The sequence below is a fragment of the Yersinia kristensenii genome (genome assembly GCF_900460525.1).
Lineage (GTDB): Bacteria > Pseudomonadota > Gammaproteobacteria > Enterobacterales > Enterobacteriaceae > Yersinia > Yersinia kristensenii.
Genome location: NZ_UHIY01000001.1, coordinates 3,063,004 through 3,086,523 on the forward strand (window position 1 = coordinate 3,063,004; position 23,520 = coordinate 3,086,523).

The window sequence follows — 23,520 nt, forward strand, 5'->3', positions numbered from 1 at the left end:
TATTGACTTAATCTATGGTTTTAACTTGCTTAACGGACTGTTTTTAATCGATTAATGCCGGTCATCAGCAGCGGCATCAATAACAACCCAACGCCAGCCGATGCCAGTGTTAACAGGGCAAAAAAGCCTTGCCAGCCATAATGTTGTAATACTTGTGCCAGCGGCCACCCCGCCAGAGCTGCCCCGAGATAAGCAAATAACCCGAGAAACCCAGTGACCGTACCGGCAGCATCTTTATGGGTATATTCGGTGGCCGCCAGGCCAATGAGCATCTGTGGCCCAAAAACAAAAAAACCAATACTGAAAAAGGTCACGGACAGCAGTGGATAGTTATCTACCGGTGCCAGCCACAGGGCGGTCATGGTCAGAAACAGCCCCAGTGCGAATAACAAAATCATTGGTGCGCGCTGACCACGAAATAACAAATCCGACCCCCAGCCAGCGAACCACGCGCCAAATAACCCACCTAACTCAAATAGCGATAAAGTGGCGTTGGCACTGAGCAAATTGACGCCATGGCTCTCCGCCAACCAAATATTGCCCCAGTCATTGAGGGCGATGCGGATCAGATAGACCAGCACATAAGAAACGCCTAATAGCCAGATGGTGCGATTGCGCAAAATAGCATCGCGAAAAATACGCCCCATCGGCATTGGTGGGCTTTGCTGCTCTTGCCACTGATCCTGCGGGTCACGCCGCCATTGGCCGATGGTCGGCAAACCTTGCTGTTGTGGCTTGTCGCACAATTGCCAACATAGCCAAATACCTAATACGATGCCGATGGCCCCTGGTACTAACAGTGCGGACTGCCAGCCATAGTGCGAGGCCAGAAAGGCTGATAACAATGGCACGGCAGCCCCGCCAATACTGATGGAGGTATTCCAACACCCCCACCAGGTTCCGCGCTCATTGCGCGAATACCATGTGCTGAGTAATTTGGCACAAGGCGGCCATCCCCAACCCTGAAAGAAACCATTTAAAGTCCAGACCACCAACAAGGCGGGCAGAGAGTGGCACAGGGTAAACACCACATTCAGTATCCCGGTCATCATCAAACCGATGCCCATAATCCAGCGCGCTTGGGTGCGGTCACTCACGATGCCGGACACAAATTTTGAGCCGCCGTAGGCCAAATAAAACAGGGTGCCCAGTAAGCCGATATCCCCTTTATCCAACCCCAACTCCAGTTGCATCACTGGCATGGCATAGTTGACACTTTTGCGTGTGAGATAAAAGGCGGCATAGCCCATCACCATGGCGGCCATCAGGCGTGGACGCCAGTAGCGATAGCGCGCATTCACCTGTTCCGGCGTCAAAGGCTCAGGGGGTAAAGTCTTTGACGACAATGGCGGTGCTGACATGGACTCCTCCGGTAATTGTGTTGAGTGTAAGGAAGGAAAAAGTAAAAGAGATGAGACAAGGTTGTAGACGGTTAGGAATAATGCTTAGTTATGAGGAGGTTTGATTCAGTTCTGTGGGCAGGCTCACAGAGTCGCTGGTGCGGACATGGGTGGGCAGATTGACCACCACCCGGGTTCCTAAACGGCGTTGCAATAACCAGTCGCCGCCCAGAGCGCGCACGCGCTCTTCAATACCGCGCAAACCCAATCCGCCGCCTTGCGGTTGCACGGGAATTCCCGTGCCGTCATCACGGACTTCCAATGTGATGATATTGTCGGACAGGCGCAGGCTAACCTGAATATTGCTGGCATTAGCGTGCTTATTAATGTTGTTGAGCAGTTCCTGCACCAATCGGTAAAGTGTAAACACCACTACATCTTCGCCGGGTGTCGCGGGCAGTGCATAATCCAATTGGAAATGAATACCTTGCTCGGCGAAAGCAAACTCTTCTGCCAGATGGTGTAGGGCTTGATCCAATGGCATTTCATCCAGCACCGGTGGGCGCAATTGGCGTAGCAGTTGGCGGGTGGTTTGGTGAATACGTTGTGATAAGCTACTGATTTGATTAGCTGCAGATTGTGCCGCTGGGGAGGGCGCACTGCGGTTGACCAGCATCGCCTGAATTTGAATCGCGGTGATGTTTTGGCCGATTTCGTCGTGCAGCTCGCGAGCAATTTCTTTGCGCACATCTTCCTCGGTACGCACTAAGCGTTTCATCAGTTTGCGGCGGGTTTGCAGTTCTTGCTCCAACTGATTGCGGTAACGGTGCAGATGTTGTGCTAATTGCTGTTGGCGGCTGATAGCGATCCCCAATGTCAGCCCTAACAGCGCTTGAGTGGAGAGAAATAATTCCAGTTCAGCCAAATCATGAAATGCCCCGCTGGCCTGGCGGGTCACGGTTATCATCAGGCTGCCTAACACTGCCGCCAACACCCCACCTTGCCAGCCGAATTTGTAAGCCATAAACACATTGGGCAGAAAGACAAAAATCAGCAGCAATCGCTCCATATTGGGGGCAATAGCGATTTGCACGCAAACCCCAATGGCAAAAATAAGTGAGCACCAAATCAGCAGCGAGGTGCGCAGCGGTGGATCGGGCATCTGTTGAGAGAACAAGTTGCGGATATGCTGTTGCTTTAAATATTCATAGATGAGATAGGTGAACGGCACTAACAGAATGCCGCCGGTAAAGGTGGCGAGCAGTATCTGGGTTAACGGTAACGGCAACCAGAAGCCCAGCACCAATCCATGTAGCAGGCTGTTACCGGTGACGGCGGCGAGCAATATCAACAGCCGTTGCCAATAAAGGGTGTAATGGTGCCAAAAACGTTGGGTCAGCACGGCGGGCAGCAAACTGAGGAAAGGTGACAGCATAATCAATACGGTAGGCTGTAATTGTTCACTGTGCAGCCACCACAATGCGGCGCATTCCGTCAGTAACAAGACTGACCAATAGCGGCGCGGCAGCAATATCATCAATGCCAGCCGCAGACCTTGCGGCAGTAATAAAACGGCGTGTAAACCATCGTCACTCAGATAAAAACTAATGGTCCACAGCGCCAGCCAACTCAGTGAGAAGAAAATAGCCAGAAACAGCGATAGCCCCACTGAGCGCAATTGCCACATGTCAGTTCCCTGCCAGTAATTGATGTTGCAGCGCAAAGTGCACCAGCTCGACCGTCGTTTCGCAATTCAGTTTGCCCAGAATATTGGCGCGATGAACATGGACAGTTTTGTGGCTGAGTGATAATTGATCAGCAATAGATTTGACACTAATTCCATTGATTAATAACTGGAAAATTTCTTTCTCGCGCGGTGTCAATACTGCCAGTTGTTGCGGCTGCTGCGGCATATGGCGCAAGGCGCGCAGGGCATCGGCACACAAATAGAGGCCACCGCCATTGACAGTGCGTAGCGCCTGAACCAACTCATCCGGGCCACAGCGCTTAGTCAGATAGCCGCTGGCACCAGCATCCATAGCACTTTGCACAAATGCGGTAGTGTCATAAATACTCAAAATAATGGCACGAAAATGTGGCATTTTCTGGCGCAGGCGCTTGAGCAGGCTTAACCCGCTTTCGTCTGGCATTGAAATATCCATTACGGCGACGTGTACATCTATCGCGGGCAGATTACTCCAGGCCTCTGCCGCTGATCCATATTCGCCAATAATTCGTATATCTTTCTCCAGCGATAATAACTGGGCAAAACCAGAGCGGACAACAATATGGTCATCTATCAACGCGACATTAATCATGATTTTTCATTATTGCGGAACATAGACTTGCATGATGCTCATCAATCATTAGGGTGGCAATAATTGTTATCAAAAATGTAAGAGGCTTAACATATGCGGGAAAAATCTGCTGGAGAAATAAGCTATTCGTCATGAAAAGCCCAGCGCTCCACAGAAGGATAGGGAGCGCGAGAGGGCGTTCAGGAATGGTCACACTGATTTTTTACTGTGGTAGATACGCTGTGGTCGGCCCACTTTGCCATAAATAATCTCGGCTTGTAGGGCATGATTAGCGGCGCAGAACTCCAGATGCCGGCGGGCGGTAGTGCGGCTTAATCCAAGGATTTTCGCGACATTTTCAGCGGTGTATTCGTCGGCATTATCACTAAATAGCGTCTGAATTTTATCCAATGTCATTTGGTCGATACCCAATGGCAAGGTCACTTTTTGCTCGCCACGCGCATAGGTATTGTACATTTCATCAATCTGACGCTGATTGACTTTGGTACCATCTTGCAAAACTTGATGGCGATGGCTGTAGCGAGCCAGAGATTGTTCGAGTCGCTCGTAGGCCACCGGTTTTATCAGGTAATCGAAAACCCCGTAGCGGATAGCTTCAGAGACCGTCTCGCTGTCACTGGCCGCAGTGACAAAAATAATCCCGCCAGAGAACCCCTGCAAGGTCAGTTCGCGCAATAATGCCAAGCCGCTACCATCGGGCAAATAGTTATCCAATAGAATTAAATCAGGATGAAAGCGAGCCACCATACTGCGGGCTTGCTGCAAATTGCCTGCCAGCCAAACTTCATGGCAATGGCTGCTTTGCTTGATAAATTCTGCATGCATTTCTGCCAGTGGTGTTTCGTCTTCTACCACTAAAATATTAAGACATTCCATGGGGTCTCCCCGTCTTTGAAATTAATGTGTCTTCGGAATAAAGACGGTAAATAAGGTGCCGCGTGGCGGATTCTCTTCTATCGTAATGGTGCCGCCACTTTGCTGCACATAGGTGGCGACCAGATACAGGCCGATGCCGTGTTCATCTGAATTTTTAGAACTGGCACCCCGTTCAAACAGGCTATCTTGCAATTGTGGGTCGATACCGCAGCCGTGATCGGCGACTTCTAAAATCACATCATCACCTTCATCGGACAGATAAATTTCAACTTGCTTATCACCTTCAGGGTTTTTTAGGCTGGCCTCAAACGCATTATCCAGCAGATTCCCCACGATGGCAGCCAGTTCATTTTCGCCGATAGTGGTGGGTAAATGACTTAACTGGCAGCCGGGGACAAAGTTCAAATTCAGCCCTAACTCCTTGGCCCGGTGGTATTTACCAAATAATAACGCAGCAATTTGCCGGTTATTAAATGCGGTGCGCAACATATCAATCAGTGCTTGATGAGAAGAGGATTCGGTTTTGACCATTTCCAGTGCCCGATCAAACTCTTTCATCTGCAACAGCCCACTCATGGTCGACATCCAATTGAGATGCTCATGGCGCACCGTGCGCAGATTTTCGACATATTGCTTAATCTGGCTGAGTTGGGCACTGAGAGTATGAATATCATCCTGACTACGAAAACTCACCACCCAGCCTTGAAATACGCCCTCTTCCGACCAGATACCCGCCCGGTTGGCAATGGCGTTTAAGCCATTTAAGGTACACAGCTCATCCTGGCGGTTATCGCCACTTTGATCGAGGAAGAAGTGGTCAGGAGAGACCACCTCACTGACTTTTCGGCCAATCAATTGCTGTGGCGTGGCGGAGATGTGCAGCATTTTACGCGCATTTTGATTGATTGCAGTGATCCTTCCCTCAGGATCAACCGCTAATAGCCCTTCAAATACGGCCCCGAACAAAGCTTCTTGCTGGCGCAATACGCGTGCGATCTCTTTCGGTTCCATCCCCATCATCTGGCGGCGGATATGATGGGCAAACAGCCATGACAGCAGTAGCAATACACCCAGCACGAGGATAAAAGAGTGGGTGAGTGGCAGCAGATAAATCAGCCGCCAGTGGTCTATTTTGCTGATCAGATAACCCAGAGAAACCACGCCAATGATCTTCCCCTGTTCATCGCGGATGGGGGTTTTAGCCCGCATGGCTTCGCCGATAGAGCCTTTACCAAAAATAATGTAGCTCTCGCCCCTTTCCAGTGCGCCGGGTTTGGTCCATTGCATCGGGTAGCCAATCATCTCAGGATTGGGGTGATACAGGCGAATTGACTGAGTATCCCCAATGACGAGGTAATCAAGGTCTGATGTATTTCCAAGTCGCCCGACAATGTGGGCCAATTGCGCTTTATCGCGATGTTTAACGGCATTCACTACCGAATCCATTGAGGCAATTATTTTGGCCTGATTCATTGCGGTTTTACTGACTTGATCCAGCAAGTATTGCTCAAAGTTATGGCTGAGAAAGCGATCCAGCGCCCCGACTAACAGAATAGAGACGGTTAATAGCAGAAGAAATATGCGCAGTGGGAAAGCCATATTTTGCAACCGGCTCCATATCCGGCTGCGCCATTTTAATTTGCCTGATGTAAAGCGATCGGCAGAGGGGGTCGACACATTACTCACCTTAATTAACATATGGGCTATTACATTGGCATTAACATAAGTTAATTTAAGAAATAATTAAATAGCTAAGAGAAATAAAAATAGTTATTAATAATTAAGAAAATTAAAACCATTAAATAACTTATATTTACTCTCTTATATGTGAAATAGGTCAATTAACCACGCTGTTTTTATGTTTAGCATGTGCTCACGAATTAATTAAAATTAAAAATAAACCCAAGTAAAATTATTTTATCTTGTTGTTTTTGTGTGAATTTTTTATTTAAAATTTAATTTTTATTTATTTTATTGCAAATGAATAAACTTGTTTTTTATTTGTTATGTAAACGTTATGGTAGAGAGTGAATTATGGATACGGTATTTAGTCGAGTTAATCGTTCAGACCATCAGCAGATTGCAGAAATAACACGCTTCTTACGTGCGAATGATCTGAATATAGACACCACCGTTGAGGTGTTTATTACCGTAAGCCGTAATGAAAAGCTGGTGGCCTGTGGTGGTATTGCCGGCAATATTATCAAATGTGTGGCCATCAGCGAGCAGGTGAGGGGCGAAGGGTTGGCGCTGACACTGGCAACAGAGCTGGTAAATCTGGCCTATGAGCGCCATCACAGCCATTTGTTTATTTATACCAAAACTAAAAACGAGAGCTTATTTAAAGCTTGTGGTTTTTATCCTATTGCCAGTGTCCCCGGTATTGTGGTGCTGATGGAGAATAGCGACTGCCGTTTGTCGCGCTACGCTAAACAATTAAGTCAATTACGCCAGCCAGGGCAGAAAATCGGCAGCATCGTCATGAATGCCAACCCCTTTACTCGTGGGCATCAATATTTGGTGCGACAGGCTGCCGCTCAGTGTGATTGGCTACATCTGTTTTTGGTGAAAGAAGATAATTCGCGTTTTCCGTATGAAGACCGGCTGCAATTAGTGCTCGAAGGCACACAAGATATTGCCAATCTTACTGTACACCCCGGCTCGGAATATATGATTTCCCGCGCGACTTTTCCTTGTTATTTCATTAAAGACCAAGGTGTCGCGGATGACTGTTATACCGAAATCGATCTGAAAATATTCCGCCAATACCTGGCCCCGGCACTGGGTGTTACTCACCGCTTTGTCGGTACGGAACCGTTTTGTACTGTCACCGCCAAATATAACCACGACATGGGCTTGTGGCTGGAAACGCCATCATTGCCATTCCCCCCGATTTCGCTGGTGGAAATTGAGCGCCTTAAATATCACAACACCGCTATTTCCGCCTCATGGGTGCGCAAATTACTGGCACAGGGAGACGGCGAAACTATTCGCAAATTAGTCCCCACCGCCACCTGCCATTACTTACAACGTTTGCTGGCTCAGCGCGCGAAAAAGGCAACTAGCCCAGAGAAAAGTGCCACGTTAGTAAAGAGTTAAGCCCCGCTTTAACGGATTAACGATAGCTGATTATAAAGCAGCCGATTAAAGCAGGGCACAAAGATAGGGACTGGCAGATAAGTCAGATACCACGAATTTGAAGACAAGTTAATCAGGTGAAACATGAAAATTATGAGAGAGGCCGTCGCCGGAACATTGGAGTCGAGCGACGTTATGGTGCGCATCGCGCCATTAACCCCCCCCGAAATAGATCTGCAAATACATAGCAGTGTAGACAAACAGTTCGGTGACGCCATTCGCTACAGCGTATTGGCGTTGCTGGAACAGTATCGGGTGACCGGGGTGCAACTGATTATTGATGACAAAGGCGCACTGGATTGCGTTTTGCAGGCACGGCTGGAAACCGCATTGCTGAGAGCCTGCGATGAAAAAATTCTGCCATGGAGAGCGCATTGATGAAACCTGAAATGAGAAACAGAATGCGCCGCAGCATGTTATTTGTGCCCGGTGCCAATGCCGCCATGGTCAGTAATGCCTTTATTTATCAGGCAGATGCACTGATGTTTGACCTCGAAGACTCGGTTATTCTGCGCGAAAAAGATGCCGCTCGTCGTTTGGTCTATCACGCCTTGCAACATCCGCTTTATCAAGATGTAGAAACCATTGTGCGGGTCAATGCATTGGACTCAGCTTATGGCCTGGCTGATTTAGACGCCGTGGTGCGCGGGGGCGCGGATATTGTGCGCTTGCCGAAAACTGATAATGCAAAAGATGTCGAAGATATGGCGCGCGAAATCAGCCGTATTGAGTCGGAATGTGGCCGCGAAGTGGGCAGCACCGGCCTATTGGCGGCGATTGAATCGGCGCAGGGTATCACTCAGGCGCTGGCTATTGCACAGGCGTCACCGCGCTTAATGGGCATTGCGCTGGGGGCTGAGGATTATGTCCGCAACTTGCGCACCGAGCGCTCTCCCGAAGGTATTGAGCTGCTGTTTGCCCGCTGTTCAATTTTGCAGGCCGCCCGTGCCGTCGGGATTCAGGCTTTTGACACCGTGTATTCCGATGCCAATAACGAAGCTGGTTTCTTGCAGGAAGCGGCGCTTATCAAACAATTGGGTTTTGATGGCAAGTCATTGATAAACCCCCGCCAAATCGAGCTATTGCACAACCTTTATGCCCCAACCGAGAAAGAAGTCCGCCATGCGCAGGCGGTGGTCGATGCCGCGGCTGCGGCCGAAGCGGAAGGGCGCGGTGTAGTTTCTCTGAACGGCAAGATGGTGGACAGCCCGGTGATTGAACGGGCGCGGTTGGTTTTGCAACGTGCGGTCAGCGGCCTGCGTGAGGAATAACAAATGAATAGGCAACAACGAGTTGAAAGCTTAAGTCACTGCCAGGATAACAGCCCGACATATCACTTGTATCAAAACACCTCTAAAGCGAATTTACAGGCGCAGAAACCGCGCAATGTCAAGATGTGTGATTCATTGGAAAATGTCATCCGCCGCAGCGGGTTGCAAGACGGCATGACCATTTCTTTCCACCATGCTTTCCGCGCGGGTGATTTGACCTTAAATCTGGTGATGAATGCCATTGCCGGCATGGGGTTCAAAAACTTGCGTTTGGCTTCCAGTTCCCTGAGTGAGTGCCATTCGCCGCTGGTTGAGCATATCCGTAATGGTGTGGTCAGCGAAATCTATACCTCGGGCCTGCGCGGGCCACTGGCGGAGGAGATATCCCGTGGGTTATTAGCTAAACCGGTGCAAGTTCACTCCCACGGTGGCCGCGTGAGTTTGATTGAGTCCGGCGAGCTGAGCATTGATGTCGCCTTTATTGGGGTACCGGCCTGTGATGAATTCGGTAATACCAATGGTTTCAGTGGCAATGCCTGTTGTGGCTCCTTGGGTTACGCCCGTGTTGATGCCGAATATGCTGATTGTGTGGTGCTGCTGACCGAAGCGCTGGTGGCCTATCCGCATCATCCGGCCAGCATTACCCAGGATCAAGTGGATTTAATTGTTCAGGTTGAGCAAGTGGGAGATGCCGACAAAATTGGTGCTGATAGCACCCGAATGACCTCTAATCCCCGCGAATTACTGATTGCTCGCCGTGCCGCCGAGGTGATTGCTGGCTCGGGCTATTTTGTCGAAGGTTTCTCTTTGCAGACCGGTACCGGCGGGGCATCACTGGCGGTCACTCGCTTCCTTGAGGACAAAATGCTACGCCGCAATATCACTGCCGGCTTTGCACTCGGTGGCATCACCTCAACCATGGTGGATTTGCACGAAAAAGGGCTGATTACCAAACTGCTGGATGTGCAAAGTTTTGATAAACAAGCGGCTTCTTCGTTGGCGCGTAACCCGCGTCATATCGAAATCAGTGCTAACCAATATGCGAATTTCAGCTCGAAAGGCGCGTCAGTCGATCGGCTGGATGTGGTGGTGCTCAGTGCGCTGGAAATTGACACCGGTTTTAACGTCAATGTGCTGACCGGTTCCGATGGTGTGTTGCGTGGGGCATCTGGTGGCCATTGTGATACGGCGGTGGCTGCCCGGCTGTCAATCATTGTCGCGCCATTGGTGCGCGGGCGTATTCCTACTTTGGTCAAGGCAGTGACCACCTGCGTAACGCCAGGCTCCAGTGTGGACATTTTAGTGACCGATCACGGTATTGCGGTGAATCCGGCACGACCAGAACTGGCGGAACGTTTGCAGCAAGCGGGGTTACCGGTAGTGGCCATCGACTGGCTCTATCAGCGCGCGCTGATTTTGACCGGCGAACCGCAACCGATCAAATTCACTGACCGGGTGGTAGCGGTGGTGCGCTATCGCGACGGTTCGGTGATTGATGTTGTTCATCAGATACAGGAGTAGACGATGAATACACTTTCTCCCGCTTTAGCGGCTAACCGGCCCATTAGTTTACCTGAATTGCTGACCAGTCGTGAGTCCCGCCAGAGCCGACAACAAGCCTGGCAGACCCGCTACCCCGTCACATTAATTTCACTGACATTGGTGGCACCGGGAGCGGTCAAAGATAACCCATTGACGCGAAAGCTATTTTCACTAGCGTGGCAGGCGATCACGGCACTCGGCCAACAACAATGTTGGCCGATATTGCAGCAAGAGGTTTTCCCCCTGCCGACCGGTTGTGAGGGCTTGATCGCGGTTGATTTACCCGCCGAGCAAGTCAAAGACGCCGCGCTATTACTCGAGTTAAAGCATCCGCAGGGCCGGTTATGGGATATCGATGTGCTGGATGTTTCGGGGCGAATTTTGTCGCGCCGTGATGTGGGCTTAGCTCCACGCCGCTGCTTGCTATGCCATCGCCCAGCCAATGTTTGCGCCCGAGCGCAGACACATACGCTTGACGAATTATTGGCCCAGATGGAGTTGATGCTCAATGCCACAACTGCAACGCACTGACAACATGGCGGTTTCGTCGCCGGTTGTTTGGGCTGACGGTGACTTTAGCGAAAAGTATGGCGCTTTGGCTTATCAGGCGATGTTAGCTGAAGTCAATCTGACACCTAAGCCCGGTTTAGTCGATCGTGTTAATTGTGGTGCCCATCAGGACATGACGCTGCAAGATTTTTATCACAGCGCTGATGCTATTGCGCCGTGGCTACCGCGTTTTATTGAGCACGGCATCCGCCACAGCCACTTGCACGGGCAGACGGCCCTGACCAACCTGCGGCCCTTAGGGTTGGCGTGTGAAAACAGCATGTTTTTAGCCACCGGAGGGGTCAATACCCATAAAGGCAGCGTTTTCTCTCTGGGGCTCATTTGCTGTGCGCTGGGGCGGTTGAAAGCGCGTGCGGCCCTGATAAGTGCGGAAACGCTATGTCAGGAGGTCGCCAGCTTATGCTGTGGGCTGACTGAGCGCGAACTGCGCCAATCAAATCCACAACAAACCGCCGGGCAGCGCCTGTTTTATCAACAGGGTTTGACGGGTGCGCGTGGTGAAGCGGAATCCGGCTTTGCAACCGTATTAACCCATGCTTTACCCGCGTACCGGCGCTTACTTGCGGACGGGGCGCAACCTGACCATGCCTTATTGCACACCTTGCTGATTTTGATGTCCGTTAATCGCGATACCAATGTGGTCTCTCGTGGCGGTATGGCGGGGCTGCAATGGCTGCAACAACAGGCGGAAGAGCTACTGGCCTCACTCTCAGCGGCAGGAGTGGGCGACCCGGTTAGCCAATTGAGGCTGCGAACGTTTGACGCCCAATGTATCGCCCGCAACCTTAGCCCTGGCGGCAGTGCTGACCTGCTGATCCTGACCTGGTTTCTGGCGCAATTCCCCCATCATCTCCCTCACAAAAATAATAACGTTGTTATTGAACCACTCACCGCTATTGGATCAGTAACCGCTACAGGAGTCTCTCTATGTTGAAGTCGCAAGAGAAATTATGGAAAGCGCTCGCGCCTTTTGTGGTGTTAGCCGTTCTGCTGTTGATACCTACCCCAGAAGGTATGCCACCTCAAGCCTGGCGCTATTTTGCGATTTTTGTCGCCATGATTGTCGGGATGATTTTAGAGCCGATTCCGGCCACCGCCATCAGCTTTATTGCGGTGACCATTTGCGTGCTGAGTGCTGACTGGGTGCTATTTAGTCCCGCTGAAGTGGCGGATGCCAGCTTTAATGGCGGTAAAGAATCATTGAAGTGGGGGCTGGCAGGGTTCTCCAGTACCACCGTCTGGTTGGTATTCGGGGCATTTATCTTTGCACTGGGCTATGAAGCCACCGGGTTGGGGCGGCGGATTGCCTTGTTCATGGTGAAGTTCATGGGCAAGCGCACACTGACACTAGGTTATGCCATTGTTATCATTGATATTCTATTAGCACCTTTTACCCCTTCGAATACGGCCCGAACCGGCGGTACGGTGTTCCCGGTGGTGAAAAACTTGCCGCCATTGTTTGACTCCTATCCGCATGACCCTTCGTCACGGCGGATCGGCGGCTATCTGATGTGGATGATGGTCATTGGTACCAGCATCAGCTCCTCCATGTTTGTCACTGGCGCAGCACCTAATGTGCTGGGTATTGAGTTTGTGAATAAAATTGCCGGTGTTCATATCGGCTGGATGCAGTGGTTCCTGGCATTCCTGCCCGTCGGGTTAATTTTACTGATCGTCGCACCGTGGCTCTCTTACGTGCTGTATAAGCCCGGCGTGACCAAAAGTGATGAAGTGGCGGCTTGGGCACAAACAGCGCTAAGTGAAATGGGGGCGCTGACCCGCAAAGAGATGACTCTGATTGGTTTGGTGCTGTTGAGTCTGTGTTTGTGGGTATTTGGCGGTAAATTTATTGATGCCACCGCCGTGGGTCTGCTGGCGGTATCTTTGATGCTGGCACTGCATGTGGTGTCGTGGAAGGACATCACCAAATACTCCAGCGCCTGGAATACCTTGGTCAATCTGGCGACATTGGTGGTGATGGCCAACGGCCTGACCCGCTCCGGCTTTATTGATTGGTTCGCCAACACCATGAGCACCCATCTTGATGGCTTCTCACCGAATATGACGGTAGTGGCATTGGTGCTGGTGTTCTATTTCTCTCATTACCTGTTCGCGAGTTTGTCTGCTCATACCGCCACCATGTTGCCGGTGATTCTGGCTGTTGGTAAAGGGTTGAGTGGGGTACCCATGGAGCATTTATCCATGCTGCTGGTGTTGTCTATCGGGATCATGGGGGTTCTGACCCCGTATGCTACTGGCCCTGGAGTCATTATCTACGGCTGCGGCTATGTGAAATCCAAAGATTACTGGCGACTGGGCGGGATCATGGGGGTGTTCTACATTACCATGTTGCTGCTGGTGGGCTGGCCAATTATGAGCTTATGGTATTGATTTAGAAGTATTTCTGTATGTCGGGCCAGTCAGCGGCCCGACATATTTATGATAGATAGCGAGTTGATGTGTTAGCCGGTGTAAACACCAAAGACTCTTGGCAACCACAGCGATATTGCCGGAATATAAGTCACTAGCATCAGCACCAACAGCAGTGCGCCATAGAACGGCAACATCGCTTTTACCACCTGCTCAATTTTCTGTTTACTCACTGCACTGGCAACAAACAGCACCGACCCCACCGGCGGTGTAATCAGGCCAATTCCCAAATTTATCAGCATGATCATCCCGAAGTGCACCGGGTCAATGCCCAATGAATTGGTCACCGGCATCAGCACGGGCGTCAGTATCAAAATCAGCGGGGCCATGTCCATCAAAGTGCCAATCAACAGCAACATGATATTGATACACATTAAAATGACGTATTTATTATCTGAAACCGAGGTAAAGAACTCAGTGATACGTTCGGGTAATTGCATATAGGTCATGATAGCGCCAAAGCTGGCGGCAAAGCCTATCAAAATCATCACGATAGTGACGGTTTTTACTGTGCGATACATCAGCTTGGGTAACTCTGACCATTTGTAATCACGATAGATAAACATGGTGACGAAAAACGACCACAAACAGGCAATAGCGGCGGATTCAGTGGCAGTAAACACGCCAGAAAGAATCCCGCCCATGATGATGACCACCGTCATCAGCCCCCATAATGTATCGACAAAAATTTTAAGCGCCTGACGGAACGGCACCCGCTCACCTTTGGGGTAACCCCGCTTATAAGCAAAGCCGACACACATCAACATTAGGGTGAAACTGAGCAGCAGGCCCGGCAAGATCCCAGCAATAAACAGTGCCGCAATAGAGACAGTACCGCCGGTGGCTAATGAATAAATCACTGAATTATGGCTAGGCGGTGTCAATATTGCCTGAACCGAACCACTGGCGGTAACCGCTGCCGCAAAGTCTCGTGGGTAACCTTTTTTGTCCATTTCCGGGATCATCACCGAGCCAATAGAGGCGGTATCCGCCACGGACGACCCTGAAATAGCACCGAAAAAAGTCGAGGCGACGATATTCACCAGCGACAGGCCGCCACGAATAAACCCGACGAAAATATAGGCGAAACTCACCAGTCGCCGCGCAATTCCTCCCTCAGCCATAATGGCACCGGCCAGAATAAAGAAGGGAATAGCCAATAATGAGAATTTGTTTACGCCGCTGGTTATTTGAATCATTACCGCCTCCAGCGGTAAATCAATCCAAAATGCGCCAGCAATCGCACTCAAACCGACGGCATAAGCCACCGGCACGCCAATAGCCAACAAAATTGCCAGGGTAAAAACTAAAATAAATGCGTCCATAAGGCAAAGTTCCCCAAATTATGAATTGCCAATCATGACTATCGGGCGGTGGGTCTGCGAGCCGAAGAACAAGCGCTCGATAATAAACAACAGGGTAATTGTGGAACCTATCGGCAGAGGAATATAAGTTTGTCCGGCAGTCAGTAATGGGAACTCCGCCACTGGCTGTGACCACAGTTCGCTACACAGAATAAAGCTGTAAACCAGAATAAACAGGCTGATTAATATCATTAGCAAATCCACTAATATTAGGCAGACTTTTTTACCCGTTTCAGAGAGCCGGTCGGTGACCATACTGACGGCAATATGCGAACCCGAACGATAACTGGCCGCAGCACCCACAAAGGTAAATGTCACCATGCATAAAATAGCCACGGGTTCGGGCCAGGATAAACCATCGTTTAGGACATAACGGGTGAATATCCCAACAGGAATAACTGCAACCATAATAATTAATGCAATACCCGCCACCCAGATTGACAGGCGATATAAAGCATCCATCGTTGATAGATAAGAGCGAGCCATAGTGGAGACCTCAGATTACCCTTCGACCTTGGTGTTGCCGCGGTGTTAGTCGCCTTGCGGCAACACCAAGGATTTTGGGTATATATCGATGGCATTAAAAAATTAACACCGCCAAAATGAATGTTATTTGACCGCGCTGATTTGCTGAATAAGATCCTGATAATCTTTACCAAATTCATCACGTACTGGCTGAGTGGCTTGATAATAATAGTCATGATCGATTTCATGATATTGCACGCCGCCAGCTTTCATTTTGTCATGAGATTGCTGCACATAGGCTTGCCATAATACCCGCTGTTCCGCCTGTGCTTCTTTTGCCAATTTCAGAATGGTTTGTTGATCTTCTGGAGATAATTTATCCCACTTGGTTTTAGAATAAAGGAACAATTCGGGAATAATAAAATGGCCGCTTAAAGTATAGTTTTTAACCACTGGCAGATAGTTATGTGCGACAAAAGTTGGCTCGTTATTTTCGGTGCCATCAATAACCCCAGTTTGCATCCCGCTGAACACTTCACTGACGCCCATACTGAGTGAATTGGCCCCCATCGCTTTTAGTGTTGCCAGTGCAATCGGGCTGCCCTGTACTCGGATTTTCATGCCTTTTAGATCTTCCGATTTAATGACGGGCTGTTTGGTTATCAGATTACGGGTGCCTGCATCCATCCAACCGAGGAAGACTAATTTTGAGTTTTTATTATTAGTGATTTTATCGCCAATTTCCTGACCAATTTTCCCATCAATCACTTTATGCAAGTGATCTTCATCACGGAACATATAGGGCAGAGTAAAGACACTGATCTCCGGTAAAATTGATGCCACCGGGGTCATGGAAACACGAATAATATCAATAGCCCCCATTTGGGCTTGTTCTATCATTTGTTTTTCATCACCCAATACCCCGCCAGGGAAAGTTTTAATTTCCAATCGCCCGTCAGTCGCAGTCTTTAGTTTGTCACCCATATTTTTAACCGCGACAACATTGGGATAATCTTTAGGATGAACATCGGCAGCTTTAATTTGTTGAGCAGCCGCTATTTGGCTAAATAAAATAGCTGAAATAGCCAGACAGAGTGTTGGCAGCGGCTTAGGAAATTTCATAGAGAATTTCATTCAGTGGTCTCCAGAAGTCATTAAATTAACAGAGAAAAATAGGTCATTTCTAATAATGGAATAGTGATATAAAAGGGCCATTCCTTTATCCCCAAGGTGATAAAGCTAGCTGTTTACATTTGCTTTTAAATTGACCAGTGTCACAGAAAAAGAAATGACAGGAACTGCGTTCCAATAATTGTGAAGTATCATTTCATATTGACTTTTAATCAATCGAACGCGTGGTGAGAGATATGATTTATCGGGTTATAAATGAGGTGCAACTTGAAGTGGATAACGTTTTAGTTCAAATGGCGGGTTCTGATGTTGTGGCAAGGGAGGTTAACTACTACTATAAAACGCCATTAATTAAGATGATTAGGATAACGTGTGACGCCGGTATTTATCCGTAATTTTACTTTTGCTGCATTACCTGCCGCCGGTCTGAATGACCAACCCTTGTTTCACGGGCTTTTGGCTAAATGTGATTTTGATGTGAATGAATATCGGGATGAGCTGTTTGCCGTATATGGCATCGCGTTTCCAGGCAGTTTACAGAAAGCGGTTGCTAAACGGCGTGCCGAATATCTGGCCGGGCGTTTTGTTGCCAGACAAGTTCTGAATATGTTGGAAGTACGCGATTATCCGCTGGCGAATGGTATCGATCGCGCGCCACTGTGGCCAACCGGTTTGATTGGCAGCATCAGTCATAATAATCAACGCGCTTTGTGCACCGCACAAATAATAACATCCGCTGCTGAGCCTTTAGAATCCTCCCGCCGCTTGCATGGTATTGGTGTGGATATCGAAAGCTTAATTCCTGTTGAAAGAGCCGCCAATGTGTGGCCGGGTATTCTCAATGAAGAGGAATATCAGCATTTTCAAGATGGCCCATTACCTTTTAACCACGTGCTAACATTGGCTTTTTCCGCGAAAGAAAGCTTATTTAAAGCGATATACCCACAGCTTGGACGGTATTTTGATTTTCTTGAAGCAAAGTTGCTGAGTTACTCGCTGGACACGGGGCGTTTTGAATTACAATTATTACGGGAGTTAAGTGGAGATTTTCCCGCAGGGCGCTGTTTTACTGGCTGTTTCACATTAAATGATAGCGATATACAAACACTTATTGCTTACTGATTTTTATACCATCGGCCCTTGTCATTATTTTAAATAATTTTTAATTGGAAAGTTTAATAGGAATAGACTAAATATTTAGCTACCAAAAAATATTTATTGATAGGACATCATGAAATATATAGTGCTATTGGCCTTCATCTTGTGTGTAGCCTATGTGCATTTTCGTGGGAAAGTGCGTTATAGATTCTGGCGTCAGCTCTCAGACCATTCGACATTCGTTTCGCCAATCAATGTCTTCATGTATTTATTCTCCCGCGTCCCCACCACGCCCTATTTAAAGCAGGATCTTTTCCCCGAACTGACTGTGTTGCGAGATAACTGGTTAAAAATTAGGGAAGAAGGTCAGGCGTTAATGGAAATCCAGCAAATCAAAGCATCGGACAAATATAATGATGCCGGTTTTAATTCTTTTTTTAAAACGGGTTGGAAGCGCTTTTACTTAAAATGGTATGAAGACAGCCACCCATCAGCCATGACATTGTGCCCATACACCACCACCTTATTACAAGGATTGCCGTCGGTGAAAGCGGCGATGTTTGCTGAGTTGCCCGACGGCAGCCGTTTACCTCGCCACCGCGATCCTTATGCGGGCTCTTTGCGTTATCACCTTGGCCTAATAACGCCGAATGATGACCGCTGCTTTATTGATGTCGATGGCACCACTTATAGCTGGCGTGATGGTGAAGGAATATTATTTGATGAAACCTATATTCACTATGCCGAAAATCAGAGTGGACAAAACCGGCTCATTTTATTTTGCGATATTGAACGCCCGATGCGCTATCGCTGGGCACAATGGATTAACCATTGGTTGGGCCGTAACTTAATGAGTGCCGCCACGGCTCCCAATGAAGAAGGGGATAGAACCGGTGGTGTCAACCGCGCGTTCAAATATATCTATGCGGTACGGAAGGTGGGTAAACGTTTAAAAGCCTGGAACCGCACAATTTATTATCTTATCAAATGGATTTTATTTGGTGGCATTGCTGCATTGATTTTTTATGCGCTGTAATACTCCCCAATAAAATAACAAAGTCATCAATTAGATGGAGGCAAAAGGCCGCTTGTGGGATTGAGTTTTCCGCTGCAAATGAGTCATAAACAGCCGATATTATTGGCGGTAATGATATCCCGCAAGCCGCCTGGCAGGGAGAACCAGATATTCAGCCAGTCACTCCATTAGCACCTCAGCTAAAGGTGCGCCGCAGCGGATAATGGGCACCGAAAGCAAAAAGCCTGCTTAAGTTTTCTTAAAGATGGGTTTCTCTAAAGAAAATTATGGCAATACTCAAGGCCTCTTCATGGCGGCATAGTGATAGAGATTTTTGCTTTAGAACGGGCAGGTATTACGGGCTTTGATCCACTCATTGCTGATGGGATGAACAAAATGTAGCTCACTGGCATGCAGCATCAGCCGGGGTGTCTGTTCGGTGCCGGGTAGCAGGCGGCCGCCATACAAGTCGCAGCCCCAAATAGGGTGGCCCAACTGCTGGCAGTGGATGCGCAGTTGATGGGTACGCCCGGTCTCCGGGGTGAGCTGTACCCGCGTCAATGGCAGTAGCTTCTGGTCTGCCAACTTGTGATAAAAGCGCTCAATGACCTGATAGTGGGAACGGGCGGGCTTGCCGTTGATTGGGCAAATCGACATCAGCGGGAACAGCGCAGGGTCTTTGGCTATCGCCGCGTCTATCACTCCTTCATTGTTGCCCAGATGTCCACAGAGCAGTGCGCTGTACACTTTGGTCACGGTGCGCTGACTGAACTGTTGGCAGAGGGCAGCATTAATAGTCTTATTCCGAGCAATCACCATCAGCCCGGAAGTCCCGAAATCAAGGCGGTGAACTAGGGTGCAGCCGGGGAATATTTGTACCAGTCGATGATGCACCGAGTCGAGATTTTGCGGGTTTTTCCCCGAGAGACTGAGCAGCCCAGCAGGTTTATTGATAAGCACCAGATGATCGTCCTGATAGAGAGTCTCTATCTTGTCATGGCACGGCGGGGCAATAAAGGTATCGTAAATGGTAGACATCAGGCTGCCCGAAGGGAGAATAGGTGGGGGATAATAACGAACTTTCAGCCGACTGGCGAATCTGGCCGCCAATCATGGTCACTGCCCACCAGCAAGCATAGAGCAAAAAGCCCGCTTAGTTTCCTAAGCGGGCTTCTCTAATTTGGCTCCTCTGACTGGACTCGAACCAGTGACATACGGATTAACAGTCCGCCGTTCTACCGACTGAACTACAGAGGAATCGTGTGAACGGGGCGCATGATATCTAGCATACCCGATACTGTCAACGCTAAATTAGTACATTTGGCTCGACTGCTCAGCATATGAGCAAGACAGAGAGCGATAACGACTAAATAAGACGATTTCACCGTTTTTATGCCTTTATGGTTTAAGGCATTGAGCCAATCACTAATTCAGTGGATGCAAAATCTCAGCGTTTTGATTCTCGTTTTCCCAGCGTTTTAGTCTGGCCAGCGGATCTTGACGATAAAAAGTACAGAAATGCTGATAAACCGCTGGGAAACGGTTTTCCAATAGCTCGGGCGCACTGAAAAAATATTCGGATAACACCGCAAAACATTCAGCAGGATCACTGGCGGCGTATGCATCCATACTGGCTGCGTCGACACCCACCATATCTATCTCATCTTGAATGTTGTCCATTGCCTGATGCAGGTCATACTCCCATGCCGCAACGTCACGCATGGCAATCGGCGGCACGCCATTTGAATGACCGCCATTGCGCATATCCAGTTTATGGGCAGCCTCATGAATAACCAGATTAAAACCTGATAAATCAAAAGAATCCTGAATATCTTGCCAATTCAGGACGATAGGCCCCTGTTCCCAACTCTGACCGGACTGCACTGTTTGCCCGGTGTGAACCAAGCCCGCATCATCTTGCCAGTCGTCATCAACCACAAAAGGGGACGGATAAATAAGCACTTCATGGAAGCCATCCAGCCATTTAGCCCCTAACTCCATCACTGGCAGAGCGAATAATAGTGTTAGGCGAGCCTGCATCAACGGCGTTAATACCAACCCTTGCAGCGGTAGCAGGCGTTTTTGTTGCAACAAATGGCTGGCGACAGAAACCAGCCGCTGTTGCTCCTCTTCATTCAAAGGGGCTAATAGAGGAATATTCAGCGCTTCACGCCACTGTGCAAGCAGCTCCGCTTGCGGTTGATTTGCTTTCCACAGCCACTTAATCATCAGGTTGCTCACAAAGTGATAATTCGAACGTCTAAAGCAGGGAAGTGTTGTTGTAAACATGCCGTAAAAAGTGGCATGAACGCAACCGTTTCATGAAGAGATACCCGAGCACTTGAAAGGGCTAGCTCACAAACGGGTGAGAAAATCCGCTTTCTGATAGGGCAAAACCCCTTATGCTCTTTCATTATTCAAGCACTTATAGAAAAAAAATTCAGCGATCTTTATCACAGTAAGTTGGCAAAGCAAGACGATAAATAATACATCCGTCTTGCTCATTGCTTGCTGATAATTACTTACTGATATTTAGGCCTATAGTTAATCATGGGCTTGAATGACTTGCCCCAAGGAGAAGACTATTTGCAGCTTAACCGGTTCACTCACTCTACTGGCGGCAGTCTTTATGTCGCCGAGTGTTGTCTATGCAACGACGGCCACACATCAAATTTATAATGCCTCCATGATATCCACCCCACTAATCAATACTGGCGGAAATGACCCCATTAGCGCGGCTCTGCACCATTTTGAGCAAATTGAATCCTATCAGGTTAGCGTGCATTCCCGGTCGGTACAGGGCGATTTAACCGTGATTCGTTACAGTTACCGTAAGCCGGGATATGTGCGCATGGACTTCACCGAACCCCATAATGGCGCGGCGCTGGTCTATGACCCAAGCAGTGGCAAAGTGCGATTATGGCCATTTGGAGTAAATAGTTTACCGGTGCTGAGTCTGTCGCCGACCAATAGTTTGATACGTGATAAGAATGGGCACCGCGTGGATCAATCAGATATGGGGACATTGCTCAGCCATATCCGCAGCCTACAACAAAGCGGTGAGACGGCTATTCTCGGTGACGAAGTGTTAGCACAGCAGCCGGTATTGCATCTTTCTGTAACCGGCCCGGTGGGTGTCACGGTGGATAATGTGCATCGCTATGATGTTTGGTTGGAAAAGAGTCAAAATTTCCCTGTCAAAGTCGTGAGTTATGGCGCTGATGGGCATCAACTGGAAACCGTAGTAATGGATGCCATGATAATCAACCTGCACTTTCCTGAGCATTTCTTTACCCCTTAATACGGAGTCTGACAGCATGGCTGAGTACCGGTTTTCGACCCTCTGGCGTGTTAAGGCCCCGCTACAGGCCGTATGGGATATTCTTTGTCATCCTGATTTGTGGCCGAGTTGGTGGAAAAGTCTGGAGCAGGTTGTCGAGATTGAAAAGGGCGATCTTAATGGTATCGGCGCATTGCATCGTTATACCTGGAAAGGTGTACTTCCATACCGAATAACCTTTGATATTCATGTGATAACAATTAACCCCTTGCACTTGTTGGAGGGGCAAGCCAGTGGCGAGGTCGAGGGCATCGGGTTGTGGTCATTATTTTATGATGGTACTGACACAATTGTTCGTTACGACTGGCACATCCGCACCAATACGCGCTGGATGAATCACTTGGCCCCGATAGCGGCACCGCTTTTTCGCTGGAACCATAACAGTGTTATGCGCGAAGGCGCGAAAGGGCTGGCACGGCGATTGGGTACGCGAGTGGATGTCGGGTGATTGCTGTGGGCTAATTCACCCAAGTCTGGTTAATTGATTGTAAAATACAATCCCATTTTTTAACTTTCTTTTATCACTTTTGTTATTTCGTTTTACCTGAGGGCGTTGTTAATTTCTAGAGGCTTTATCAGGGGATTGAGTGGCAAATAACAAGCAGTGAATAAAAGGATAATAACAAAATGGCAAAGAAGAAAACGCTTAATACCGCGATAGCGGCGGGTTTTTCAGGGTTAATTTTATTAACGGGCAGTGTTCAGGCACAAACTGAAGCACTCTCCCTTCAAGGGAAAACCATTGGCGTCGCGGTGGTTGGCACGCAGCATTTCTGGGATCGCGAAGCCTTTAAAGGGGCATCCAGTGAGGTCGAAAAGCTGGGGGGGAAATTGGTTGCGGTGGACGGCGGGCGGGATAATCAAGTGCATGCCGATAATCATGATATTTTGCTGGCACGCAAAGTCGATGCCGTTATCAGTATTTTGGGTGACAGTGCGGTTGAGCCTAAATTTAAAGCGTTACAGGCGGCAGGTATTCCGGTATTTACTGTCGACCATGTGTCACCTTATTCAATCAATAACACCACCTCTGATAATTACACCATCGGTAGCACCATTGGCCGTTATACCGCCGATGCTTTAGGGGGGAAAGGCAATATAGCGGTATTTAATGCTTTCTCTAATTCATTGCGTATTTGCGGTATTCGCTACGATCTGTGGAAATATGTATTACAGGATTATCCTGGCATCAAAATTATTCAGCCGGAACTGGCGGAACAATATGCTAACTCACCGGAAGATGCCCGGAAAAAGACACTGGAATTATTGAGTCAACATCCGAAAGGCACTTTGGATGCTATACATGTCGCCTGTTGGGATCAGCCCGCCATTGGTATTGTGCAGGCTTTGGAAGAGAGCGGACGTGCTGGTGATGTCAAAGTGACCGCGATTGATGCCGGGCCAGAAACACTGGAAATCATGGCAGAGAAAGACAGCCCACTGGTTGCCAATGTCGCGCAACAACCTAATCTGATTGGTAAAACTTCTGCCGATAACGTAGCCCGCTACTTTGCCGGTGAAAAATTGTTGCCACAAACCTTCGTCCCAGTGCTGCCGGTCAACGGGCCAGAAGAGGCGAAAGCAGTCTACAAGCAGCTTGGTTACGGTGATTTGAAATAACA

The 23,520-nt window shown here is 48.8% G+C and carries 22 protein-coding genes and 1 tRNA gene; 12 read left to right on the forward strand and 11 right to left on the reverse strand.

What is annotated here, in order from left to right; translation table 11 throughout:
* Positions 1 to 29: 29 nt before the first annotated feature.
* The 5 genes from uhpC to dpiB form a co-directional block, all read right to left on the reverse strand.
* Positions 30 to 1,361, reverse strand: coding sequence for an MFS transporter family glucose-6-phosphate receptor UhpC (uhpC, locus tag DX162_RS13960; protein WP_004391181.1), 1,332 nt, complete (start codon positions 1,359 to 1,361; stop codon positions 30 to 32).
* Between the two features lie 88 nt (positions 1,362 to 1,449).
* Complete coding sequence (locus DX162_RS13965; protein ID WP_004391183.1) at positions 1,450 to 3,027, reverse strand: MASE1 domain-containing sensor histidine kinase; 1,578 nt, start codon at positions 3,025 to 3,027, stop codon at positions 1,450 to 1,452.
* A 1-nt stretch (position 3,028) separates the two neighbouring features.
* Positions 3,029 to 3,658 (reverse strand): response regulator transcription factor, encoded by a 630-nt coding sequence (locus DX162_RS13970; RefSeq protein WP_004391184.1) that lies wholly within the window; start codon positions 3,656 to 3,658, stop codon positions 3,029 to 3,031.
* 189 nt (positions 3,659 to 3,847) lie between these two features.
* Positions 3,848 to 4,534, reverse strand: a complete 687-nt coding sequence (dpiA, locus tag DX162_RS13975) for a two-component response regulator DpiA (protein WP_004391185.1) — start codon at positions 4,532 to 4,534, stop codon at positions 3,848 to 3,850.
* A 21-nt stretch (positions 4,535 to 4,555) separates the two neighbouring features.
* Positions 4,556 to 6,232, reverse strand: coding sequence for a sensor histidine kinase DpiB (gene dpiB, locus DX162_RS13980; RefSeq protein ID WP_004391186.1), 1,677 nt, complete (start codon positions 6,230 to 6,232; stop codon positions 4,556 to 4,558).
* A gap of 336 nt (positions 6,233 to 6,568) precedes the next feature.
* Between dpiB and citC the strand changes: the two genes are divergently transcribed.
* The 7 genes from citC (at position 6,569) to DX162_RS14015 (ending at position 13,446) form a co-directional block, all read left to right on the forward strand.
* Positions 6,569 to 7,633: a [citrate (pro-3S)-lyase] ligase gene (gene citC / locus DX162_RS13985; protein ID WP_004391187.1), complete on the forward strand. Its 1,065-nt coding sequence runs from the start codon at positions 6,569 to 6,571 to the stop codon at positions 7,631 to 7,633.
* 123 nt (positions 7,634 to 7,756) lie between these two features.
* Positions 7,757 to 8,050, forward strand: coding sequence for a citrate lyase acyl carrier protein (gene citD / locus DX162_RS13990; RefSeq protein WP_032820092.1), 294 nt, complete (start codon positions 7,757 to 7,759; stop codon positions 8,048 to 8,050).
* Positions 8,050 to 8,943, forward strand: a complete 894-nt coding sequence (locus tag DX162_RS13995; protein WP_004391188.1) for an aldolase/citrate lyase family protein — start codon at positions 8,050 to 8,052, stop codon at positions 8,941 to 8,943. The genes citD and DX162_RS13995 overlap by 1 nt, the downstream gene beginning before the upstream one ends.
* 3 nt (positions 8,944 to 8,946) lie before the next feature.
* The gene (citF, locus tag DX162_RS14000) at positions 8,947 to 10,464 is read left to right on the forward strand and encodes a citrate lyase subunit alpha (RefSeq protein WP_004391189.1); all 1,518 of its coding nucleotides are present in this window, start codon (positions 8,947 to 8,949) and stop codon (positions 10,462 to 10,464) included.
* Positions 10,465 to 10,467: 3 nt separating this feature from the next.
* Entirely contained in the window at positions 10,468 to 11,016 is a 549-nt protein-coding gene (gene citX / locus DX162_RS14005) for a citrate lyase holo-[acyl-carrier protein] synthase (RefSeq protein ID WP_004391190.1), read from the forward strand.
* Positions 10,994 to 11,989, forward strand: a complete 996-nt coding sequence (citG, locus tag DX162_RS14010) for a triphosphoribosyl-dephospho-CoA synthase CitG (protein WP_032820093.1) — start codon at positions 10,994 to 10,996, stop codon at positions 11,987 to 11,989. The genes citX and citG overlap by 23 nt, the downstream gene beginning before the upstream one ends.
* Complete coding sequence (locus tag DX162_RS14015) at positions 11,983 to 13,446, forward strand: anion permease (RefSeq protein ID WP_032820095.1); 1,464 nt, start codon at positions 11,983 to 11,985, stop codon at positions 13,444 to 13,446. Before citG ends, DX162_RS14015 begins: the two co-directional genes overlap by 7 nt.
* A 71-nt stretch (positions 13,447 to 13,517) precedes the next feature.
* Here the strand turns inward: DX162_RS14015 and DX162_RS14020 are convergent, their stop codons facing one another.
* From DX162_RS14020 to DX162_RS14030, 3 genes are all read right to left on the reverse strand, one after another.
* The gene (locus DX162_RS14020; RefSeq protein WP_004391193.1) at positions 13,518 to 14,810 is read right to left on the reverse strand and encodes a TRAP transporter large permease; all 1,293 of its coding nucleotides are present in this window, start codon (positions 14,808 to 14,810) and stop codon (positions 13,518 to 13,520) included.
* Positions 14,811 to 14,828: 18 nt separating this feature from the next.
* Entirely contained in the window at positions 14,829 to 15,335 is a 507-nt protein-coding gene (locus DX162_RS14025; protein ID WP_032820096.1) for a TRAP transporter small permease, read from the reverse strand.
* Positions 15,336 to 15,458: 123 nt separating this feature from the next.
* A complete protein-coding gene (locus DX162_RS14030; RefSeq protein WP_032820118.1) occupies positions 15,459 to 16,436 on the reverse strand; it encodes a TRAP transporter substrate-binding protein in 978 nt (325 codons plus the stop codon).
* A gap of 381 nt (positions 16,437 to 16,817) precedes the next feature.
* On the opposite strand from DX162_RS14030, the gene DX162_RS14035 reads away from it, so the two are divergent.
* Together DX162_RS14035 and lpxO are read left to right on the forward strand one after the other, a co-directional pair.
* Positions 16,818 to 17,567: a 4'-phosphopantetheinyl transferase family protein gene (locus DX162_RS14035; protein WP_004391196.1), complete on the forward strand. Its 750-nt coding sequence runs from the start codon at positions 16,818 to 16,820 to the stop codon at positions 17,565 to 17,567.
* Between the two features lie 109 nt (positions 17,568 to 17,676).
* Entirely contained in the window at positions 17,677 to 18,579 is a 903-nt protein-coding gene (gene lpxO, locus DX162_RS14040; RefSeq protein WP_032820097.1) for a lipid A hydroxylase LpxO, read from the forward strand.
* Between the two features lie 318 nt (positions 18,580 to 18,897).
* On the opposite strand, the gene DX162_RS14045 is transcribed toward lpxO, so the two are convergent.
* The 3 genes from DX162_RS14045 to mtfA form a co-directional block, all read right to left on the reverse strand.
* Complete coding sequence (locus DX162_RS14045; RefSeq protein WP_032820098.1) at positions 18,898 to 19,596, reverse strand: RluA family pseudouridine synthase; 699 nt, start codon at positions 19,594 to 19,596, stop codon at positions 18,898 to 18,900.
* A gap of 143 nt (positions 19,597 to 19,739) precedes the next feature.
* Positions 19,740 to 19,815: transfer RNA gene (locus DX162_RS14050), tRNA-Asn, on the reverse strand.
* Positions 19,816 to 19,983: 168 nt separating this feature from the next.
* Entirely contained in the window at positions 19,984 to 20,787 is an 804-nt protein-coding gene (mtfA, locus tag DX162_RS14055; protein WP_032820099.1) for a DgsA anti-repressor MtfA, read from the reverse strand.
* A 331-nt stretch (positions 20,788 to 21,118) separates the two neighbouring features.
* Here mtfA and DX162_RS14060 point away from each other — a divergent pair, with 331 nt between their 5' ends.
* The 3 genes from DX162_RS14060 to DX162_RS14070 all read left to right on the forward strand — a co-directional run bounded on the left by DX162_RS14060 (position 21,119) and on the right by DX162_RS14070 (position 23,518).
* Positions 21,119 to 21,859, forward strand: coding sequence for a hypothetical protein (locus DX162_RS14060; RefSeq protein WP_004391201.1), 741 nt, complete (start codon positions 21,119 to 21,121; stop codon positions 21,857 to 21,859).
* A gap of 16 nt (positions 21,860 to 21,875) precedes the next feature.
* Complete coding sequence (locus DX162_RS14065; RefSeq protein ID WP_004391202.1) at positions 21,876 to 22,346, forward strand: SRPBCC family protein; 471 nt, start codon at positions 21,876 to 21,878, stop codon at positions 22,344 to 22,346.
* Positions 22,347 to 22,525: 179 nt separating this feature from the next.
* Entirely contained in the window at positions 22,526 to 23,518 is a 993-nt protein-coding gene (locus DX162_RS14070) for a sugar ABC transporter substrate-binding protein (RefSeq protein WP_004391203.1), read from the forward strand.
* The last annotated feature ends 2 nt before the right edge of the window (positions 23,519 to 23,520 follow it).